Below are 20,168 nucleotides of genomic sequence, written 5' to 3'. Positions count from 1 at the left end.
GATGTCCGTGATTCCGGCCAGCACGCTCACCGAGGCCATCGTCGCGATCGAGGACGTCTCCTCGCGCGTCGAGGACGTGTTCGCGCGCGTAGGTCACGAGCTTGGACGCGGGCATCTTATCTTCAAGGAGCTGAACCAGGGCCTCGCGGCGCTTTCCTCGGAACTCTCCGGAGCGGAGATCGAGGGGGCCGCGACCGCGCTGCAGGAGATCGCCGCGCAGCTCGGCGAGCTCGCGCAGGCGCTGCCGGCGGAGACCGCCCTGCTGGAGACGATCGGCAAGAGCACGGCGGAGGCGTCCGCTTTGCTCAAGCCGCTGTTCAAGCACATCCAGATGATCACCATCATCGCCCGCAGCGCGCGGATCGAAGCCGCTGCGCTCGACGGCGACCGCGAGGGCTTTCTCGCCTTCACGCAGGAGGCCTACGATCTCGGCAAGGCCGTGCAGGGCGCGATCGAGGGCTGCGCGCGGGATCAGCAGCGCCTGTCCGAAGCGGTCGCCACCGCATTCGGCCGGCAGCGGGACTTCGATAGCCGCTACCGGAATCAACTGGCGGCGGAGAGCGTCGAGCTCGGCTCCGCCTACTCCGGGTTGCGCGATCAGCGCAGCAACAGCGGCCATCTGGCCGATCTCGCCAGCTCCAGCACCAGGAAGATCGCCGAGGCGGTGGGCAGCGCGATCATCTCCCTGCAGGCCGGCGACAGCACACGCCAGCGTCTCGAGCACGTCTCATACGGTCTCGGTCTCGCCTCGCCATCCGTCCCGAGCCTGGTTCCCGGACCGATGGCGAGCGAGGACGGCGCGCGCGCGATCTGTCAGTTGCAGGCGGCCCAGCTCAGGGATGCTCAACGCGAGTTCAGCGGCGACATCGGCCAGATCGTTCGCGCGCTGACCGCCATCCTGCACGATGCGCGCAGCGTGGTCGGCCACGGCCGCACGCTGATCGGCGGCGAGGACGGCGGTTCGTCGTCGTTCCTGGCGCGCATCAAGCAGACGCTGGCGCACGCCTCGAACCTGATCACGACCTGCGAGGGCGCCGGCCGCTCGGTCGACGAGGCGCTCGCGATCGTCGAGGATACGCTGATGAAGTTTCGTCAGGCGATCGCAGGGCTCGCCGAGGCGACCGTCGACATCACGCTGATCGGAATGAATGCGGGCCTCAAAGCAAGTCATCTCGGCAGCCGCGGCAGCGCCTTCGTGGTTATTGCGAACGAGCTCAAGGCCACCGCCGACCAGGTCTCGGCGGGAGCGGGGCGCCTGAGGCCCGTGCTCGACGCCATCGAGCGATCGGCCGGGGAATTGAAGGTGCTCCGCGTGCAGGGCGATACCACGCAGCTCGTCAAGCTCGAACCGCAGATCCTCCAGGCGCTGCGTGAGGTCGAGGCCGGCAATGAGCGGCTCGGCAGGCTGATGGGCCGGCTCGTCAATGAAGGGGCGGAATTCGAGGGGCTGATCACGTCGGCGCAAAATCTGATGACGACGCTCGGCGAAGGCTCCGCGGCGTTGCCGGCGGCCGCGGCGCGGCTCGAGACCGCGAGTTCGGGCGCGCAGAAGCCGCAGCCGCAAGCGCAAGACGAAGCGATGCTCGACGAGCTGTTTGCGCGCTACACGATGGAGCGCGAGCGGGACGTCCACCGGCGGTTTCTGCAAACGCTCGGGCTGACGTCGGTCGCCACCACGCGCCGTGTCGAAGTCGCGGAAACGGATGACGACGGCATAGAGCTGTTTTGAAGTCCCTGCGCGCCGTCTCGTGCGCCGCAGAAATTTTGATCGATTGGTTTTGCAGGGCGTTAACCGTGGCGGAATGCTCGCCGTCTCGGTCATTGTTGCGCCTCACACTTCGTTGCAGATACGCATGAATTCCATGGGTGGATGTTTCCATGCTGAAAGAGGGCAAATACGCGGCGTGGTTCAGGACCGCGCAAGCGCAGGGCACCGGTATCGTGAACCTGGCCGAGGGCCGCATCTCCGGCAGTGACAGCTTCTTCACCTATGACGGCTCCTATCAATTCGATGATGACCGGCGCTTCACGGCTGTTCTGACCACGCGGCGGCATGCCGAGGGACCGCCGACGGTGTTCGGGCTCGACGAGGTCGAGGTCGAGCTCTCCGGCGTGTATACCGGCGCGATGGCGACCTGTTCGGGCACGGCCCGCCAAGCGCCCGGCGTGAATTTCGAGGCGACGCTGATCTACAGCCAGGAAGACGCTCCGGCCGCTATCGACGCCCGAAGCGCGGTGGTGAAGCTCAAGGCCGACAAGCTGCCCAAGAGGCTCGACGGCCGTTCGCGCGGGCGGCATGCGTTTGTGGCTCCAAAGACGCCGGTATCATGAACGGCGGCATCTTAGGTTCGTGTTGACGCTGTTGTCGCGAAAACGGAGCGCAACTGCACTGCGGCAACTGGGTCTTTAGAGGTGAAAGTTAGCTTGAGGCCACAACAGTGGGCGGATAGGAAATATGCCTCAGATCTGGATGACATATCAGGAACTCGGAGCACTTTGCGGCTTTAGTGCTGACGAGGCCAGGATCGAAGCGCAGCACCTGCTGCTCGATCGTCGCCGGAGCCGTGATGGGAATACCCGAGTCAAGTTGAACGCAGTGTTGATCGCCCGGTTCTTGGAGACAATTCGCGAATCGGACTCCGAACTTGACGTTGCAATCGCGGCACTGCGCGAGACACATCAACAAATGTCGACCGGGCTTCGGACGCGGAGAATTGCCGTCTGGCGCTAGGCTGCTAGCTTGTGGTTTGCAGCCCCTCTACTTGCGAAATGCAATGCCCCGTTCCGGTCTGCCGTTGGGTCAGGCCGGCGGCCTGGGCAGGAACGACAGGATTGTCTGAGCGACCAGGACACCCATGATTCCGCCGGCCGTCTTCTGCAGCACGTCCGTGAACGCATGAACGCCATCAGGGATCAGTAACTGTGCAAGCTCAAGCCCGATAGCAACAGATATCACGAGGCTGCAAGCTACGGCCGTTCGTCCGGGAAGCAGGAAGGAAAACAGGACACCTAGCAGGCCATAAACGCTAATGCGCTCTATGACAATGACCCAATAAGCTACGGCGTGACCCACCAGTACTGGTCTTCCTGCAAGGCGAGCAAGAACTGCGTAGGCGATGAGTGCGGAGCAGACGCCCGCTGCGGCGAGGAGGTGGTTGCGGCGCATCGCGCCAACATAGTCGGTCAACCGCCTCGCCGCCGCGAAAGGCGAAAATATCCTTAAAGACCTGACACCGGCGCGCTCGTACACGCGTCGATGGGCGTTGTCCGCAGAGTCGGGTTCAGTTGTACTGATGCGTCTCGTTGATGGGCTTCGGCCATAGGCTTGGCGATGAATCCTTGGCCAGCAGCATACGCCGATATGATGCAATCCGAGCGACAAGGGCTGGGTAGAACGAAGCGACGAGCTTGGAAGGCAGACGTAGAGATCAGCCGGGCATGCTCGATATGTTGGCTAGCCCTTCTTTGTGCCAGCTTCTCTCGACTTGAGCGAAAGACCGAGTCGCAGCGCCATGCGCTTGATCGCGTCCGGCGACCGCCCAAGCTGCTTTGCAGCATTCTCCAGTGTGGTTGAAGACTTGGCCAGTTCCATGAGCCGGCGGTCCTCTTTGAATGACCAGGGCTTGCGCGCCATCTCTGCAATGATCCTATTATACGACGTACCAAGACAAAGCCGCCAAACAGGCCCGTGTTCGCCCGACGGCTTTGCTTGGGTGGGGTCGGGCCTGGGGAAGCCCGATGCTGAGATGGATAAAAGTTTCCGAGAACATCGCAACAAACAACGGATATTAAGCTAACTCCTCAACGTTACTGAGCGAAGCTCGTAGGACATAAACGCGCGCGGCGAATTTCCGGCAGCTTACGCTCAGCTTGCTTCGGTCCGGCGCTTTAACGTTGCTGCGACATTGGAGTTGCGGAGATTGACGGCGGCCGGTAGTTGCGGATGCTATCCCTGAAATCGGCCCCATTGGCTAAGCTGGGGCGGACCCATAGGATTCAGCATGATTGCTCCAAGCAACGCGGCTCCTCGAAGGTATTTTGTCGATGCGGCAGGCCAGCGAGTTTTGATTGGCTTGACGATCGAGGAGACACGAGAATTCGAAGGCCTGGATCGGGCTCATGCCGACCTCAGCGCATGCTTCGTGGAAGAAGCTGCCGTTGCTTCCTTCGGTCTGGTTGGACAGAGATGGTCGGCGCTCTACGATAAGCATGAGAGCGCCTGGCAGAACTGGATAGCCAACGGGCCTGTTTGCGCCCGTTAAATCTTCGTTAACCACAGAAGAGCGATGTTCTCCGGACGCTGACCTCTAAAGAAATGACGACCATGTTCCAGTTGTTCCTGAGAGCCCGCGGCCAGAATTTCCTTCGGCGTGTTGGAGTGTCCGAATTTCGTGTCCGCTCGGCCGACCGGGATGTCGAAACAGATCAACACCGTGTGGGAGCTATCATGGCTGCCATCGAGGATGCCCTTCAAGCCGCTGAACGCGAGCGAGCAGGGCTAGGCCGCAGAGTCGATGACGTTCTCGCACGGGCCGCCGTCACGCTTGGGAATGGGGACGACGAGTATTTGCATCGCGAACCGCTGGATAGCCATCATCAGGATCTGTTCGACGCAGAAATCGTCAACGGCCAGAAGCGGCTAAGGGAGTTGGGGGCGGCGATTGCTCACTTCAGGTTCATAAAGGCCGCGATGCAGAGCCGCTTCCCGGACTATCGGTCTCGGCCGTGCGGCGGTGACATCAATAGTCAGTAAGCCTAGGCGAGCCGGCGGTCGAGCGCCCAGAGGCTTGCCCGATCATCACGATTGCCGAAGCTGACTCGGAATCTGTGCGACAACTCCGCCCTGGGTGCCGAGCTTCGCGAGCGCGCCACCGACGTAGCTTATCTGCACTACGACGGCGAAGGTGAGGACTGAAGTCCACATCTGCCAAAGTGGCTCCGGGGAGATGGCGCAGATTGCGAACGCGCCAGCTAGAATGGCCGGCAAGAGAACAAATACTCGATATCGCAGACCGAGGGCGAGCCCGGTGACTACACTACCCACAATCAACAGCATGACTCAGGGACTCCAGAAATAGCCCCATCAGTCTAGGTTGCACGCGATAACATTGGCTGAAGCCGATACTTCAACTTCTCCATAACGCGTCTTCGGGACGGCGATCCATTGTTAGACATGCCTAGACAACCAGCATTTCCATCCACTGTATCGATTGAGCCGCGGCGCACGTCCTCGGAGAGCCGCCGCGGTACTCAATTTGTGCACGCGTTACCTCGAGGTCACGATGGCGTTTATATTGGCCGCGTTGGTCGTCGCTGCATCCAACGGATTCATGAGCTTGATGAACTCAGTCGACGGGGACTCGGCAACAGAGATGACGTCATGGTCCCGCATTCTAAATGAATCTGCTTGGAACCAGCCGTCCGGCTTGCTCATATCGAACTTGTACACTGCAGGGACCTGTACGGTCGGAAATCCAGCCACATCGAGGCCAACGCTCTCCAACAGCCGCTTAGGCTCAAACCGGTAAAGAAAGACCGATCTTGAATTGGCGCGACTACCGTCTAGACCGCCAGCCTTGGCCAAGGCCTCCGCGAGCGACATCTCGGCATTCTCAAACGTGAAACGACGGTTGTTGGTGCCACCGATCGAACCTGGAGTCGGGGTGGAACCAAACGCCATAAACACTCGCGGTACCCTTGTCAGGAAGACGACGTCGCCCGGAGACAGCAATACGTCTTCCGAAGGCCGCTGGACAACGCTCGAGACGTATTGCGTGTAGGTCCGGTTCCTGCGCTTTAGAGTTACAGTGACCTCATAGTCCGGGAACTTGGGGCCGCCAGCCCTTGCGATGGCTGCAAGCAGATGTAGCCCTCCCGGATCGATTGGGAAGCGAGAAGGTGAGTTGACCTCTCCCAAGACGCTGACTTGATTGCCGCGTTGCTCGGCAACGGCGACCACGACTTGCGGATCGATCGCGCGCTCCTTGAGCCGCTCGCGGATGATGTTGCCCACGGCGCGGGGGGTCTGACCTGCAACCTTGATTGAGCCAGCATAGGGAATGTTGATGCTGCCAGATTGATCGACCTGTTGCCGCGGTATGTCGACAAAATTGCCAGCCCTGACGCCGGCTTCGCCCGGAATGAAAAGGCCACCCGCTTGTGCCTCAAACACGGTGACAGTCAGAATATCGCCCACGCTGACAGGTGCTTCACGATAGTGTCCTCCCGGTATTGAAGCGAAGGACATGCCGGCCGCGTTGGTGATCGCGTTTGAGGCATTGAGAATGGCTGGGTTGATCGGCATCAAAATGTAGGGAAGTGGCGCGGATGGTTCCGTCACGATCGCAGCATTCTCGTGAACGGCAGCAGAGTTAGGGGCGTCCATCGGAATGAAGCCCGCACAGCCGGTTGTCATCACAGGGACCAAGATCAGGGCCGCGAAATGAATGCTGATCGGGATCGATGATTTTGTTGTCTCGGTGACCACTATGACCTCACGCGTCGCTTACTGCGCTCGACCGTAGCAATCATCCTCGCGCGAAGTCACTCTCATCGAGTTTTATCGAAATAAACTTGGAGCTTTGTGGCCTTCGTGCAACGCAAACCGCCTCGCATGTGATGCCGGATTGAGCAACGCGTTTGCTTTCTTGCCACAATCAGCTCGTGCGCCGCACTACCGACATCTTTGAGACACGGTCGTGGCCGCGCACTGCAAAGCGCTGCTGTCATTATGCTGGGACATTCGTACCACACAGCGAGGCACGGTGCAGCGATGGAACTCTCGCGTCAGCGCAAGTTAGGTGAGGCAGCATAGATAGGTGCACTGGCTGGGGCCGTTGGTTGCAGTCCATGTAGGCGCAACTTGAGAGCGCAGGCCAAGTCATTGGCCCCTTACCTCGAAGAGGTGACGTGCCTGGAGAGCAGTTCCTTCACGCTGTTGAACGAAGTTGTGAAAAATTGAACATACCCGCGGAACGCGCCAGCGGGTTCGGCATTTATTGATCTTAGTATTCTCCGGACGAGTCGGAATGGAGGTGCGGCGTTAGGCAATGGTTATCCCTTCCGGCGGAAGCGTTTGACCCCGGCGCGAAATCCTTGAGGTCGTTAAAACTCGATTGTTTGGTTTGAGCCGCACGAAAGAGCTCAGATGTCAAAAGCCCCAATGTAGCCCGCCAGAGGCTGACGACGGGGGTGTTAATGTCTACTTCGAGCTATAGATTTTCGACCGAGTTCGCCGCCCCCCCCGCACGGGATGCCGTCGATGGGCTTGCGGCGATTGCCTCGGCGCTTGATCAGGGGCTGGTCGCTCCGACCACTAGTCCCCGTTGCCCGCAGTTCGCTGACATGTGCGCAATCGCGCTAGGTTGGGCCGTGCTCGTCGCAGTAGTGCTTCACCCTGAGCTGCAGCTCGCAGCGATCGGGCTCTGCGTCGGCATGATTGCCTTGCGCTCTATTTGGCGGCTTGTCCTCGGACCTCGCGAGCGGAGCTACCCGCGCGCACTTCCGGCCGGCGGTCCTCTTGTCCGATATAGCTAGGATACACTCGCGCCGGACACTTGAGCACTCTCACTAGGAAGCTCCAACTCGCCAATCTGAACGGGATAAGAGTGCGACGTCTTATCCCACACGAGTGGCTTCCCGGAAATGCGGTGGCCCACATAGATACGAACGGCTCGCCAAGTAGCGAAAAAATTCACGAAGTTTCCGACAATGAGCCGCGGCGCCGACATGAATGCGTGGCGCATGTTGTAGATCATGCCTGTAAAGATCATTCGATTTAGCAGGCGCCAGACGAGAAATCCGAAAGTCCACCAGAACAGTGTTCTTGTCCAATCAGAAGACAACAGGGTGTAAGACAGTGTCATGGTGGGATCGAGATAGGAGCGGAGCACCTCAAACAAAACGAGATTTGCCATTGAAAAATAAGCGAGCATGATGGCTGGACTGGTAATGACGCCTTTTCGGTCGCGGGCGAGAAAGTACTTCGTACCGAGCTTCCCCTTCCATCCGATCTCTTCAGTTCCCTGAAAGACAATTCCAAGCAGCCATCGTGCACGCTGCCGATAGGCGGCCTCCAGTCCGGAAGGAAAGAACTCGCGTGTCGCGATCGGAAGAGTCCGGTGGAGGACACCCGGATTGCCTGTGTCGATGTCAATGTCGATGGCGTACTTCGCGGGATAGGCAATGAAGGCGGACTTGAAGCCAAGCTCGGACACGCGAAAGGCGATGTCGTAGTCTTCGGTGAAGGATGCAACGCGGAACGCTTCGCCATGGTTCTGGTCAACGAGATGAAGCATCGCTTCACGGCTGAAGCAGGCGGAGACCCCAGCGCAAGGAATGACGCCGGAGATGCGTTGGCGGACCTCGAGATCCTTTGTGTGCATCTCCGCGAACTCATCCATGTAGATTCCGCCGATCAGAGACAGAATGGGACGCGAGAATGAATAGACCGGCAGCTGAACGAAGTCGTAGAGTTCGACGAGTTGGTTGAAGAGCTTCAGTTCGAGCGGATGAATAAGATCCTCGGAATCGTGCATGACGACGCCCGCAAAGCGAATTGATTGCTCCGCTTCGAACGTGAAAATGTCCGAGACGATCTGGTTCAGGCAGTCAGCCTTACTGGTCGGTCCGTCACGAGGCACCAAGACCATATGTATGTTCGGATACAAGCCTTGCGCTTTTCGTATTTCGTCCTGGGTCTGGGGATCGTTGAGATAGACGCCGACGAAATAGTGGGCCTGTCGATAGCGAAGGAGCCGAGAGTTTGAAGACAACATCGAGAAGATCACGTCGTGCTCCTTCCAGCACGGAATCATGATCGCAATTGGCCGCTCCGGCAGCTGCTCCAGAATTTCGACGTCCGGCAGGTCTCTGGTTCTTGCCGTGCCGAACAATCTGCCGGTCCAGTACAGGATATCGACCACGAGATCGTCGAAGCTGGATACGGCAATGATGACGCCTGCAACAAGCATCATAATCTCAACCGAGTAAAGATAGCCGGGAAGGTAGGCGGTCAGATTGGCCATTGGTCAGGATGCATGCTGAAGTGGAGCGATCATTGCTGGGTTCGAGTCTCGGTCGGTCACAAAATGGCGGTAGAGGACATCCACGATTCGGCGGCTGGCGTGCCCGTCGCCGTAAGGAAAAACAGGGCGCGCCATCCTCGCGTATTCTGCCGGCGTTTTGTGAAGCTCGTAAAGCGACTTGAAGACGGCCTCACGGGAGGTTCCCACAAGCTTCACAACGCCGGACGCGACTGCCTCCGGGCGCTCGGTTACATCCCGGAGGACAAGGACCGGTTTGGCCAGCGCCGGAGCCTCTTCCTGCAATCCCCCGCTGTCCGTCACCACGCACCAGGCATTCTGAATCGCTGCGACCATGGCGCGATAGTTCAGGGGCTCCACGAGATGGATTCTCGGATGCCCGGTGAGGACCTCGGCCGCCTCGCGAGCGTTCGGATTGGGGTGGACGGGGAAGTAGACGCCAACGTCCGGCGTGAGATCGACAAAAGCTCTCACCGCGGTGAGAGCGTCACGCAACCTCGCGCCGAAATTCTCCCTGCGGTGTGCAGTCAACAGAATAGTGCGCCGCGCCTGAAATTCCGGCGGAGGGGGGAGCTTTGTGGCGGCAATTTCCAGCAACGAGTCAATGACCGTATTGCCAGACACAAAGACTTTGTCTTTCGGCACGTTTTCGCGGATCAGGTTTTGAGCCGCGGCTGTCGTCGGGGCAAAATGGAGAGCGGTTGAAACGGCGATGGCCCGACGATGAAATTCTTCGGGGAAGGGTGCATCGAGTTCTGGCGTTCGCAGGCCGGCTTCGATGTGAACGAATGGGATCTTCCGGTAAAATGCGGCAACTGAGGCCGCGTATGCCGTGGTCGTGTCGCCCTGCGCGATGACGCAATCCGGCCGTTCATTTTCGAGAATGCGGTCCAGCCTGCCGAGAAGACGGCTTGCGGTCTGCGCGGGGCCATGAGGCGCCCCGCGATGCCGGATGGCGATGTCCGCTGCAAGGCCGAGTTCGACCAGTGTCTGATCAAGAAGATCGCTCTGTTGACCACTCGTCACGATCTTGACGCTCGCCCAGCCGGTACCACGGAGGCGCCGGACGAGCGGGGCGAGCTTGATGACTTCCGGACGGGTCCCGATGACGATGAGAAAAGCTCGAATAGGAATAGAACGCGAGAACTCGTCGCGATGAGGGTGATGCATGTCCGAAGCCCTAAATCGACGCGCCAGTGCGGTCGGCGTGCCGCGCAAAGGCCAAACTAACTTGTTGGTAATCAGCAATGCAGCCTAGACGGAGCCCTGCTGCCAGACAAATGATGTTTCCGTTATCCTGTACAAAATCCAAAGCATTGACAATACAGGGTAAATGTTGGTCGCGAGAGACCGGTTTTCGCTCGAACGAAGCCGAGCCCGCCTAAGGATGCGGCGGAGGGAATGGCGCGCTTGCCATAGAGCGCCGAGCTCAGCGCGAAGAGGTTTCGGGATCGCGCCATACACTGGCCTCATAGCCGTCTATAATCTGGCTCGTATGCGTGAATTCTTCGAGCTGGCGCAGCGGTTCGATGACTTTTCTCGCAATGAGGACGGTGTTGGGCTCGGCGTGCTTTTGCATATGGCCAGCAACATCGATAACCCGATCGGAAATGGTCTCCAGGGGTGTCGCATCGTCAAAATAGACGAGGCCAGCATTGACGCCGCAGCGCACCGAGAAGTCGGCCTTTGAAATCTTAACGTCGCGGTTGAACGTCTTGAGGCTCTTGATCACATCTTTGCCAGCCTGGCAGGCATCTTCGACATGAGCGAAGCAGGCCATGACACCGTCGGGTGTCCAGGCCGTCTTCAAGACGCCGCGCGCCCGAAAGATGCGCTCTACAAGTTTTCGGTACTCGGCAAAGTCATACTGCACTGAGGCTGGATCCTCGCCGTTCTTCATCTGAGCCGATCCAACGACGTCAACCGCCAGAAATGCAACTTCTCGTCCGAACGAATCGAGCTTTTTCTTGGTTTCAGCGAACACACGCAGGAGGTCCTGTCGATTCACCGCGTTGCCGCTCTCAGCCACCCTCAGTGTACTTTCCAGCTCCTTGTCGAGGGCCGAGCCGGGTTTGACTCCCTCGTTCTTGCGCCACTCCTGCGCGGAGGCTCTGAGCACGCGACGGTTGAGAGATTGCTGGCAGCTCTGGGCTAGCGATCCAACCAGGAAAGTGGTGAGTACTGCGAGGGCAATCAGAATCCAATCAGAACGATCAGCCCCGGCTATATTCGTGGGTATGTAGCGATGAAGGAGCGGTGCCGACTTGTGGAGAATAACATCACGCGTCTCCAGCAGCGCAGAAGAGAAGCTGGCGCCCTTCGGGTTATCGAAAAAGAGAAAAAGCTTCGGGGCAAGCAGGGCAAGCACAAGAGCAAATGTCGCGATCCCGAGTAATCGCCTCGCAGTGAAGAGAAAGCTGACGAGGAACGATTTCGGGGCTTCCCGATAGACCACCTGAATTATCTCCCGACTCGAGCGCAAACGGGTTCCGGCGGACTATAATCCGCTCGCAATGGAAGGAGCAATTGCCAATGGCAACCGAGCTTGGGATTACCCATCCCGATCGGACGGTCAAAGCCGCCGAGGGTTGACTGAAGCCAATCGAGGTTGATGGGTTGCACGTTGGCTGTTGAGAACCAGGCAGACAGGCGAGCCTCTCACCCGGAGCACTGAGTTACCTGACAGAGTAAGGGCATTGTCCCTGCTCTGACGGTCTGGCAGCTGCGTCCCGAGCCGGCCGCCCACGCGCTAGCCAGTACGGGGCTGATCAAGGTCTGCCGGGTCACAATGACGTTGCCGAAATCGTAGTGTTTGGAAGCCTGATCGCGGACGGCCGCGGTGCGGCGTTGGAAGCCATTTAACCGTGTCCCACGAGCCGCGACCAGGGACTTACAAATCCTGTTGCGCCGCACATTGGACCGGCATAGGTTTAAAATGACTAACGAAAGGTTACTCTGGTTTGCAGAGGCCATGTGTGATTGATCGCACGATTAAATTGCCGTCAGAAATTTGGTGAAATTTGATGTCGATTGGGTCGGATATCCGCGAGAAAGCGCGTCAAGTCGGCCAGACGCAAGGCGAACGGGGAACATTTTGGTCGTCCGACCTCATTCCCTATGTGCTCTCTACTTCCGATGCTCTCGTCATCATTTTGGCTAGCATAGGTGGCGGACTGGTCTATCATCTGGTCGCGGGCAGTCCCGTACCGAACTTGTTGCCGTGTTGCGCGGTAGGCCTAATGGCTGCCTTTATACACATCCTGCGCATGAGCGGGATGGGTTATTACGACCTGCCGGACAGCGCTAAGCCAGGGGTCGAGATCACCGGGATTCTTGTCTGTTGGTTTAGCACCGGGGTCCTGCTGGCGTTCTTTGCATTTCTTCTTAAGATCGGCGGTGATTATTCGCGCGGCGCGTTTTTCGCTTTTTACCTCGTGACCCCAATCGGTCTCCTTGCTGTCCGCAAGGCCACTAAGACCCATTTGGCATCCGCTGTCGACCGAGGCGGAATTAGACGCAGAGATGCGGTCCTTGTCGGGGATCGCAACGAACTCGTCGCTCTCGCTCCGCGGGATCGCCTCGCGCTATTTGGGGCAACGGACGTCAAGGAATTTCGGCTGAGCAGTGAGATTGATTCCGAGCACCGATCGGCTGCCGACGAGGCCGTGTTCGACCAGCTGGGGGCATTCGTTCGGCGGAATAACTGCCGGGAGGTGCTCCTCGTGCTGCCGTGGAACGACGATGCACGCATAGAGTTCGCCCGCGACAAGGTCAAGAACTTACCCGTTTCGTCGCGGCTGCTGCCCGATCGGCATGTCCGATCCCTGTCCAATTTCGTGTCGTCGGCGCGGCAACGGGTGCTTGCTATCGAAATTCAGCGCGCTCCGCTGAGCGCGATTGAGCGGGTGGTCAAGCGTGCCATGGACATCTTGGTGGCTGGACCGGCCTTATTTGCACTGCTCCCGATCTTTGTTCTCACGGCTGTGGCAATCAAGCTGGATAGCAGCGGTCCCGTTATTTTCCGCCAGCGCCGGAAAGGCTTCAACGGCAAAGAATTCGTTATGCTGAAATTCCGCACCATGAGAGTGCAGGAAGACGGACCAGTCGTGGTTCAAGCGACGCGGGAGGATCCGCGCGTCACTTCGATTGGGCGATTCCTTCGCGCCACGAGCATTGACGAATTGCCTCAACTGCTCAATGTTCTGCGCGGCGAGATGTCGTTGATCGGGCCACGGCCCCACGCCCTTGCTCATGACAGCTATTTCGAAAAAATCCTTGAAGACTACGCCTTCCGTCATCATGTAAAGCCGGGTCTCACCGGATGGGCGCAGTGCAACGGTTCGCGCGGCGCTACACCAACGGTGGAACATATCGCCGAACGTGTGAAATTGGATCTTTGGTACGTCAACAATTGGAGCCTCTGGCTTGACGTCCAGATTTTGATTAAGACGATTTTCGAGGTCGCTCGAAAACGGAATGCCTATTAGCGCGCGATGTGGCGGCCATTTGCCGCCAATAGGTTGCAGTCGCGCGCGATGGCCTCTCGAGGAAAAGCTTTTTATTATTAAATACTTGACCGAGGCGGTGCGCGGTGCCAGTAGGCGCGCGTGCGACAAAAAAACGTACTTGGAAGAATTTAGGGAATTGGAACATTATAGAATAAATCGAATCATGATGCAGCCCAAGCTGCAACACTGTGAAGAGCGGATGAAAAAGCTAAACCTGGAAATCTTGTCGCTGGATGAGCTCTGGCAACTACATGAGGAACTCAATCAGCTATTATCGGTGCGGTTGAACGCCGAGAAGCGGGCGCTGGAGAGACGACTGGCGCAGCTTCGCCGTGAGAACGAGGCCGCCAACGCGCCCACCGTTCCCGCCGAGCGCAAGCGACGGCCCTATCCTCAGGTTCACCCGAAATATCGCAATATAAACGCTCCCTACGAGACCTGGTCCGGCCGCGGGAAGCAGCCGAAGTGGCTCACCGCGGCGCTTCGAACCGGGCGTTCGATAGATGACTTCCTGATTTCGAGGGGCTAGATCGGCTCCTCTATCGCCAGCCATGGCGGACATTGTTGATGCTGCATTCGAGGAGGCTGCTGTGAGAGTTGTTGTGGCCCTAATCATCGGACTCTCATTGTCTCAATTCGCGCAGGCATCGACGGAAGATTTCAGTCGCGCAAAGCTTCGGGTTGCCGATGCCAGCACCCAAGCTTGCATTGCAAATTGCGACAATCAGAATGCGGCGTGCAAGCGGGTTTGCCCCACGACCCTCGGCGCTCCTTGCGCCGCGTCCTGCGACAGCCAGGCGCAAGTTTGCCGTCAGGGCTGCCGACCCAGGTAGCTTCCGGCTGGGCTCAAAATCGTCGGATGCTCCCGACTGTCTGCTGTGGACTGGTCTTTGGCCGGTGGTTCGCCGTCTGCCGACTCTTGCGCTTTGCCGAGAGATCCCCCGGAACTGCCTTTACGATGGGTTAACCATGATGATTTACCCATTCTTTACGCTCATTTCCCGCGCGCGTTTTTTGCTGTCCGGAGCCCCTTTTGCCGATATCTCATGGCCCAGTTACGGGTTCTGTGGTTTGCCTGCTCGCAAGCCTTGTTGCCGGCTGTGGCGCCCCGGGGACAATCGGTCCGACCCTGAACGCTCAGCCTAGACTGTCCGTCCAGCCGGTATCTCTCGAAGCCAACGCGCAGGATTTCATGCCTACCGGGGCTATCGCGCTCCCGTCGCCCTCATCCAGGGCGGTTGCCAGCGTTGAGGGAGGCGACGGCCGGATGATCGGCTCGGCAGTGACGAAGCCGAGCTCTGCTGCTGCTAATGGCAACGTGGTTCTCAATCTAGCCAATGTTCCCCTCCAGCAGGCCGCCAAGACCGTGTTGGGCGATCTGATTGGGGTCAATTACGTGGTCGACCCCAGGGTGGATGGGGTGGTTTCAGTCCAGACAAGCACCCCGGTCTCCAAGGCGGATGCCCTTGAGCTATTCCAGACCGCGATTGCGCCGATCGGTGCGGTGCTGGTCCAAAACCGCGGCATTTACCGGATCGCTCCGGCGGATCAGGCGGCGACCGGAGCGGTCAGCACCGTCCGTGACGCCACGAACAGTGCGGTGACGGGGAATGGCGTCCGCATCGTGCAGCTCAAATATGTGGCCGCCACTGAAGTCGCACGCGTGCTCGAGCCGATGGTGCCCAAGGGGGCCATCGTGCAAGCCGACGACGCACGCAATATCATCGCGCTGAAGGGCTCTCAGGCCGAAATCGACAGTATGCTCGATTCGGTTTCGATCTTTGACGTCGACGTCATGAAGGGCATGTCTTTCGCTGTCGTGCCTGTCCGAGCGGCACAGCTCGAGAAGATGGTCGATGAGCTGAAGGCGGTATTTGCCTCAGACAAGGAGGGGCCTCTGAAGGGCAGAGTGCGCTTCATCGCCAACACGAGGCTCGGTGCCATTCTCGTTGTGACATCCAACCCGAGCTATCTGCCGCGCGCGCAATCATGGATCAGGCGCCTCGACGCTCGTGCCGCCGGCACAGAGCCGCAGCTGCACATCTATCAGGTTCAGAACCGAACTGCGGCCGAGCTTGCCGGCATCCTGCAGTCGATGTTTGCGCAAGAGATGAAGGTCGTGCGTTCGACCCGAAATGTGTCGCCGAAATCCAAGCAGGTTTCCTTTGGCAGCGAATCGACCAAGGCGCAAGCAACTGGCGGCGGATTTTCGGATCCAGCCATGCAGGCGGGAGTCGCGAAGGCCGCGGATCCGTTCGGTGCTTCACGTTCCACGAATAATGATCCCGATGCTTCGGCAATGGACACGGCCGATAGCGGCAATGTCGTACCAAATTCCGGTGCAGAGCCCATGATGAAGATCGTTGCTGACGACACCAAGAACTCGTTGCTAATCATGGCAAACGATCGCGACTACCAGCGCGTGCTGCGTGTGGTGCAGGGGCTTGATGTGGTCGCCAGCCAGGTTCTGATCGAGGCGGTGATCGCCGAGGTGTCGCTGAATGACGATCTCCAGTTCGGCCTCCAGTGGCAGTTTGCCAAGAACGGCACGCCTACGGCGACATTCTCCAATGCCCTCACCGGAGGCGTAGCCGCTTCGTTCCCGGGGTTCAATTATGCCGTCAACACTGCAAACATAGCGGCAACCCTCAGTGCTCTGAATGCCCTCACGCGCGTCAATATCATTTCGACACCATCGCTTATGGTGCTGGACAACAAGACGGCGCGTTTGCAAATCGGCGATCAGGTTCCGATCACGACGCAAACGGCGACCAGCACGATAACCACGCAGCCCGCGATTGTAAATTCGATCTCGATGCAGGATACGGGCGTCATTCTCTCGGTGACGCCACGCATCAACGAAAGCGGACGAGTGCAGCTCGATATCGAGCAGGAAGTCAGCAGCGTCGTGAAGACGACGACTTCGAACATCAACTCTCCCACAATTCAGCAACGTCGGGTCAAGACAACGGTTGTTGTGAGCGATGGGGAGGTCTTGGCGCTCGGCGGCATGATCCAGGACAGCGCGAACAAGAGCAGCAATCAGTTGCCGATCCTGGGAGATATCCCTGGTATCGGCGCAGTGTTCGCAAACAGGAAGGACGCGGTTCAAAAGACCGAGTTGGTCATCCTGATTACCCCGAAAGTGGTCCGCGACGGCACGGAAAGTCGGCTGATCACCGAGGAGTACCGACGCAAGATGAACGTTTATATGCCGCACACTTCGGCGCGCCAACGGGCGCCTCTCAACACCGCCCAGCGTCTGGTGACGCCGTGACACGAACTCCATTCACGATAGGCGGGTTGGCGAAAATCTGTGCGCTGCCTCTTCTCTTGGCGGGGTGCGTGACTGAGCAGCCTTATGTGATCGAGCCGCCTCAACCTTATATGCTTCTGCCCGTAGATGAATCGATGTCTTGCAGCGCAATCGCTGGATCCTTCCGCTTCTCGGTCAGGCGCGCTGCTCGTCTTGAGTACTGGCTCGCAGCTGGATCCCTGGCAGGCTATGATTCCGACCGTTTTCCACTCGATGCTCCCAAACAGTTGGCCGAGGAGCGTCGACGCCTGGATGCCCTGACGGATCTTCAGCGTATGAAGGGATGCACGGTGATCGAGCCTGGTCCCGCCGTCGTGGAAGAGAGAGCGAGGCTGGAAGAGTCGGCGAGAAATTCGAGGCCTCAGGCCGTTCTTCGATCGAAGGGATGATTACGCCATCTCGCTGCCATCACATCTTGAAGCAAGCTTGTACCGGCGAAGGGGAAGAGAAGGAGGCGGCAGTCTCTCGTGCGATATCGCCGCGCCGCCATTCGCGGATGGTGTAAGGTTGCCCAGACGAGGCTCCGAAGGATACGAGAGCTTCTCGGATATATCGCGAGCCATTGTTCGTGCGGATGTCGGTCCGGATGGTGAAATGCCCGGATGGTGGTGGCCGCCTGCGCTCTTCCCGGTTTGGGCCGAAGCCCATCAGCAGACGCAAAGCAGGAGACATTGCTTCCGGCATGGGTTCGCTCCGGCCAGAGAGCGTGGTCGTAAAGCGCATGGCGGCGCGGAGTAACGCCGGCGACATGCCGTCGATCTGATCCAGTTCCAGGATGGTGGAAAAGCCCAGGCCTTTGGCGCCGTCCGAAACATTCAGCGGAGCCGTCCCGCCGGGGCCCGTCTGATTGCCGGACTCCGTGCGCTGAAGTGCCGTTCGGAAGTTGACGGCATTCAACGCGATCTTGCTCCCGAGGGCCTTGTCTTGCGCGAGCGCCGAGAAGAAACGCTCCAGCGTCGAGAGGCTGGCGGCGTTGATGTCGATCTTGCCGACCTCTTCTTCGACGACGATCTCTGCCTGCTCACCTCCCGGCATTCGGCACTGCTTCGGAAAGCTCGCCTCCCGCGTCGGCGAGAGAATGCTCGCAAGAGCGAAGTTCACCGCGCTTTCCGCGGCAGCTGCCGCCGCGAGCACCGAGCCGTCCGTGAGCGCAGTCCTTGCCCGATAGCGAGCGCCGACGATCACGGTTGCGCAGAGTAGCGTCAACAGCCCGAGGCTCCAGATCACGGTGATCAATGCGAAGCCATGGCGCCCGCGTGAGCCCGGCGGAAGCCCACGCGGAACATCACGGCCATGTCGCGTTCCGCGTCGGGCAGGCGCAATCGACCTGGATCGTGCTTGCACGGGGTTGCCTCTTTCGCCGCATCCGTTTCGAGCTGGTAAATGAAAATGGCAAATAAAGTATGAAAAGCCTTAATTAACCGAATGGCTCTAGCCTGACGCCTGATACTTTGATGTCAGGGCCCCGCAAGACCTATGTCGGCCGATGCAGAGACGTTGATGCGCGAGGAACCGCCGACGACGGGCGGGGCGAAGGTCCTGTCGCCGAGGCAAGCCGGATTTGTCGACGCGTTCTCGGCGCTTTTGTTGCGCGAAGGCCTCGTGGACGCAGCGGCCGTTACCAGAGCCAAGCGTGCCTCGGAAGCAACCTTCGAGCGCCTGGACGCCGTGATGGTGAAGCTCGGACTGCTGTCGGAGGCGGATCTTTGCGGCGCGTATGCCGCCTATTGCGGGCTCAAGATCGTGCGATCGTCCGACCTCCCGCTGCAGCCGCTCCTCGCGGACCGGTTGAAGCTGACGTTCCTCAAGGGCAGTCGCACTTTGCCGATATCGGTGTCCGACGGGGTCCTGCTGCTCGCCACGGTCGACCCTTTCGACGAGGAGGCTCACAAGGCCATCAGCTATATGCTGGGCTGGAGGGTCGATCTTGCGGTCATCGCCCCAGCCGACATCGAGCGGGCATTTCGTAAGCTTTACCAGGACGATGGCGCCGAATTGGTCGGCGGAGATCAGGGGCTGATCACTGTCGGGTCAGGCGATGGGAACGAAATCGATGTCGAGCGGCTGCGGGACATCGCAAATGAAGCTCCGATCATCCGTCTGGTGAACCAGATCATCGCCAGTGCAGTCGAGCGCGGCGCGTCCGATATTCACATAGAGCCCGGACGAGACGCGGTTATGGTCCGTTTCAGGCTCGACGGATTTCTTCAGCAGGAGCGCGTGGTGCCCTCGACGTTCAGGGCCGCACTAACCACGCGCATCAAGATTATGGCGAAGCTCGACATAGCCGAGCGCCGTCTGCCGCAAGACGGCCGTATCAAAACTGCGGTGCGCGGGACCGAGATCGATGTGCGTGTGTCTACGTTACCGACAGCCTTCGGCGAAAGTCTCGTCCTGCGAATTCTCGATCGCACCCGTGTCGAGCTCGAATTTTCCAAGCTCGGTCTCGATCCAGCGATCCAGGCTGGGCTGCACGGTCTGATGGAGTTGCCGAGCGGCATTATCCTGGTCACGGGCCCTACCGGGAGTGGAAAGACGACCACTCTTTATACCGCCCTGAAGGAGCTCAATCGGCCGGAGCTGAAGCTCTTCACTGTCGAGGATCCGATCGAGTATCAACTCGGCGGCGTCAACCAGATCCAGGTCCAGCCGCAGATCGGCTTGGACTTTCCTGCCGCGCTTCGCTCGATCCTGCGTCAGGATCCAGACATCATCATGATCGGAGAGATTCGCGATCTGGAAACGGCGCGGATCGCCGTTCAGGCGTCGCTCACGGGACATCTCGTGTTCTCGACACTTCACACCAATAGTGCCGTTGCCGCGATCACGCGACTAATCGACATCGGCATCGAACGTTACCTGCTCGCCTCGACGCTCACCGGTATCATGGCACAACGTCTCGTGCGCCGGCTATGTTCGCATTGCGCGCGCGGGGCGGCCTATCGCGCCGAAGCTCCCTCGCGCATGAGATGGCCGGTTCCGGATGACCTTGTAATCGACTGGTCGGGCGCACGGGAAGCGGTTGGCTGCGACTCTTGTCATGGCACCGGCTATCTTGGGCGAACCAGCGTTGCTGAGCTGCTTGTCATCGATGATGACATGCGGGAAGCGGTTGGCAGACGTAGCGATGACCAGCGGACCATGATCTCGCTCGCCCGAGATGCGGGCTTTCGCACGCTCTATGAGGCCGGCCTCATCAAGGTCTCCAAGGGAGAGACCACGATCGAGGAGGTGCTCAGGGTGTCGCGATCGAGTTAGAGGGTGCGGCGTGTCCATATTCCACTATCGCGCTTATACCAG

17 protein-coding genes are annotated in these 20,168 nt (G+C 59.2%); 9 read left to right on the top strand and 8 right to left on the bottom strand.

Annotated features, from left to right (window positions below; genetic code table 11):
- The first annotated feature begins 1 nt into the window (after position 1).
- The 3 genes from K408_RS0128220 (at position 2) to K408_RS0128210 (ending at position 2,731) form a co-directional block, all read left to right on the top strand.
- A complete protein-coding gene (locus K408_RS0128220) occupies positions 2-1,729 on the top strand; it encodes a hypothetical protein (protein WP_024341597.1) in 1,728 nt (575 codons plus the stop codon).
- Positions 1,730-1,878: 149 nt separating this feature from the next.
- Positions 1,879-2,331 carry a hypothetical protein gene (locus K408_RS0128215; protein ID WP_024341596.1) on the top strand — a complete coding sequence of 151 codons (453 nt, stop codon included), beginning with the start codon at positions 1,879-1,881 and terminating at the stop codon, positions 2,329-2,331.
- Between the two features lie 124 nt (positions 2,332-2,455).
- A complete protein-coding gene (locus K408_RS0128210) occupies positions 2,456-2,731 on the top strand; it encodes a hypothetical protein (RefSeq protein WP_024341595.1) in 276 nt (91 codons plus the stop codon).
- Positions 2,732-2,800: 69 nt separating this feature from the next.
- Here the strand turns inward: K408_RS0128210 and K408_RS0128205 are convergent, their stop codons facing one another.
- Entirely contained in the window at positions 2,801-3,166 is a 366-nt protein-coding gene (locus K408_RS0128205; protein ID WP_024341594.1) for a VanZ family protein, read from the bottom strand.
- A 288-nt stretch (positions 3,167-3,454) separates the two neighbouring features.
- Positions 3,455-3,634, bottom strand: coding sequence for a hypothetical protein (locus tag K408_RS0128200; protein WP_024341593.1), 180 nt, complete (start codon positions 3,632-3,634; stop codon positions 3,455-3,457).
- 367 nt (positions 3,635-4,001) lie between these two features.
- On the opposite strand from K408_RS0128200, the gene K408_RS41315 reads away from it, so the two are divergent.
- Entirely contained in the window at positions 4,002-4,262 is a 261-nt protein-coding gene (locus K408_RS41315; RefSeq protein ID WP_024341592.1) for a hypothetical protein, read from the top strand.
- 62 nt (positions 4,263-4,324) lie between these two features.
- Entirely contained in the window at positions 4,325-4,753 is a 429-nt protein-coding gene (locus K408_RS0128190; protein ID WP_024341591.1) for a hypothetical protein, read from the top strand.
- Between the two features lie 45 nt (positions 4,754-4,798).
- Here the strand turns inward: K408_RS0128190 and K408_RS0128185 are convergent, their stop codons facing one another.
- From K408_RS0128185 to K408_RS38910, 5 genes are all read right to left on the bottom strand, one after another.
- Complete coding sequence (locus K408_RS0128185) at positions 4,799-5,056, bottom strand: hypothetical protein (protein WP_024341590.1); 258 nt, start codon at positions 5,054-5,056, stop codon at positions 4,799-4,801.
- A 210-nt stretch (positions 5,057-5,266) separates the two neighbouring features.
- A complete protein-coding gene (locus K408_RS38925) occupies positions 5,267-6,487 on the bottom strand; it encodes a polysaccharide biosynthesis/export family protein (protein ID WP_245265918.1) in 1,221 nt (406 codons plus the stop codon).
- A 1,045-nt stretch (positions 6,488-7,532) separates the two neighbouring features.
- Entirely contained in the window at positions 7,533-9,026 is a 1,494-nt protein-coding gene (locus K408_RS38920; protein WP_051160713.1) for a glycosyl transferase family protein, read from the bottom strand.
- Positions 9,027-9,029: 3 nt separating this feature from the next.
- Entirely contained in the window at positions 9,030-10,292 is a 1,263-nt protein-coding gene (gene wecB, locus K408_RS38915) for a non-hydrolyzing UDP-N-acetylglucosamine 2-epimerase (protein WP_210164263.1), read from the bottom strand.
- 181 nt (positions 10,293-10,473) lie between these two features.
- Entirely contained in the window at positions 10,474-11,499 is a 1,026-nt protein-coding gene (locus K408_RS38910; RefSeq protein WP_155248659.1) for an adenylate/guanylate cyclase domain-containing protein, read from the bottom strand.
- Positions 11,500-12,067: 568 nt separating this feature from the next.
- Here K408_RS38910 and K408_RS0128155 point away from each other — a divergent pair.
- The 3 genes from K408_RS0128155 to gspD all read left to right on the top strand — a co-directional run bounded on the left by K408_RS0128155 (position 12,068) and on the right by gspD (position 16,829).
- Entirely contained in the window at positions 12,068-13,531 is a 1,464-nt protein-coding gene (locus K408_RS0128155; RefSeq protein WP_024341586.1) for an undecaprenyl-phosphate glucose phosphotransferase, read from the top strand.
- Between the two features lie 184 nt (positions 13,532-13,715).
- Positions 13,716-14,081, top strand: coding sequence for an H-NS histone family protein (locus tag K408_RS0128150; protein WP_230646641.1), 366 nt, complete (start codon positions 13,716-13,718; stop codon positions 14,079-14,081).
- A gap of 738 nt (positions 14,082-14,819) precedes the next feature.
- On the top strand, positions 14,820-16,829 hold the full coding sequence (gene gspD / locus K408_RS0128145) for a type II secretion system secretin GspD (RefSeq protein ID WP_051160711.1): 2,010 nt from the start codon (positions 14,820-14,822) through the stop codon (positions 16,827-16,829).
- Between the two features lie 447 nt (positions 16,830-17,276).
- Here the strand turns inward: gspD and K408_RS0128140 are convergent, their stop codons facing one another.
- Positions 17,277-18,104, bottom strand: coding sequence for a type II secretion system protein GspK (locus K408_RS0128140; RefSeq protein ID WP_024341584.1), 828 nt, complete (start codon positions 18,102-18,104; stop codon positions 17,277-17,279).
- Between the two features lie 264 nt (positions 18,105-18,368).
- Between K408_RS0128140 and K408_RS0128130 the strand changes: the two genes are divergently transcribed.
- Complete coding sequence (locus K408_RS0128130; protein ID WP_080654935.1) at positions 18,369-20,126, top strand: GspE/PulE family protein; 1,758 nt, start codon at positions 18,369-18,371, stop codon at positions 20,124-20,126.
- The last annotated feature ends 42 nt before the right edge of the window (positions 20,127-20,168 follow it).

This window comes from Bradyrhizobium sp. in8p8 (assembly GCF_000426845.1).
GTDB lineage: Bacteria > Pseudomonadota > Alphaproteobacteria > Rhizobiales > Xanthobacteraceae > Bradyrhizobium > Bradyrhizobium japonicum_C.
The sequence above is the reverse complement of the archived record's forward strand: the minus strand, read 5'-3'. Positions and strand labels throughout refer to the sequence as shown.

Bases quoted from the DNA above. Each gene is read 5' to 3' on its own strand.
- K408_RS0128220 (WP_024341597.1), top strand. From the start codon at position 2: ATGTCCGTGATTCCGGCCAGCACGCTCACCGAGGCCATCGTCGCGATC.
- K408_RS0128215 (WP_024341596.1), top strand. From the start codon at position 1,879: ATGCTGAAAGAGGGCAAATACGCGGCGTGGTTCAGGACCGCGCAAGCG.
- K408_RS0128210 (WP_024341595.1), top strand. From the start codon at position 2,456: ATGCCTCAGATCTGGATGACATATCAGGAACTCGGAGCACTTTGCGGC.
- K408_RS0128205 (WP_024341594.1), bottom strand. From the start codon at position 3,166: ATGCGCCGCAACCACCTCCTCGCCGCAGCGGGCGTCTGCTCCGCACTC.
- K408_RS0128200 (WP_024341593.1), bottom strand. From the start codon at position 3,634: ATGGCGCGCAAGCCCTGGTCATTCAAAGAGGACCGCCGGCTCATGGAA.
- K408_RS41315 (WP_024341592.1), top strand. From the start codon at position 4,002: ATGATTGCTCCAAGCAACGCGGCTCCTCGAAGGTATTTTGTCGATGCG.
- K408_RS0128190 (WP_024341591.1), top strand. From the start codon at position 4,325: ATGTTCCAGTTGTTCCTGAGAGCCCGCGGCCAGAATTTCCTTCGGCGT.
- K408_RS0128185 (WP_024341590.1), bottom strand. From the start codon at position 5,056: ATGCTGTTGATTGTGGGTAGTGTAGTCACCGGGCTCGCCCTCGGTCTG.
- K408_RS38920 (WP_051160713.1), bottom strand. From the start codon at position 9,026: ATGGCCAATCTGACCGCCTACCTTCCCGGCTATCTTTACTCGGTTGAG.
- K408_RS0128155 (WP_024341586.1), top strand. From the start codon at position 12,068: ATGTCGATTGGGTCGGATATCCGCGAGAAAGCGCGTCAAGTCGGCCAG.
- K408_RS0128150 (WP_230646641.1), top strand. From the start codon at position 13,716: ATGATGCAGCCCAAGCTGCAACACTGTGAAGAGCGGATGAAAAAGCTA.
- gspD (WP_051160711.1), top strand. From the start codon at position 14,820: ATGATCGGCTCGGCAGTGACGAAGCCGAGCTCTGCTGCTGCTAATGGC.
- K408_RS0128130 (WP_080654935.1), top strand. From the start codon at position 18,369: ATGCGCGAGGAACCGCCGACGACGGGCGGGGCGAAGGTCCTGTCGCCG.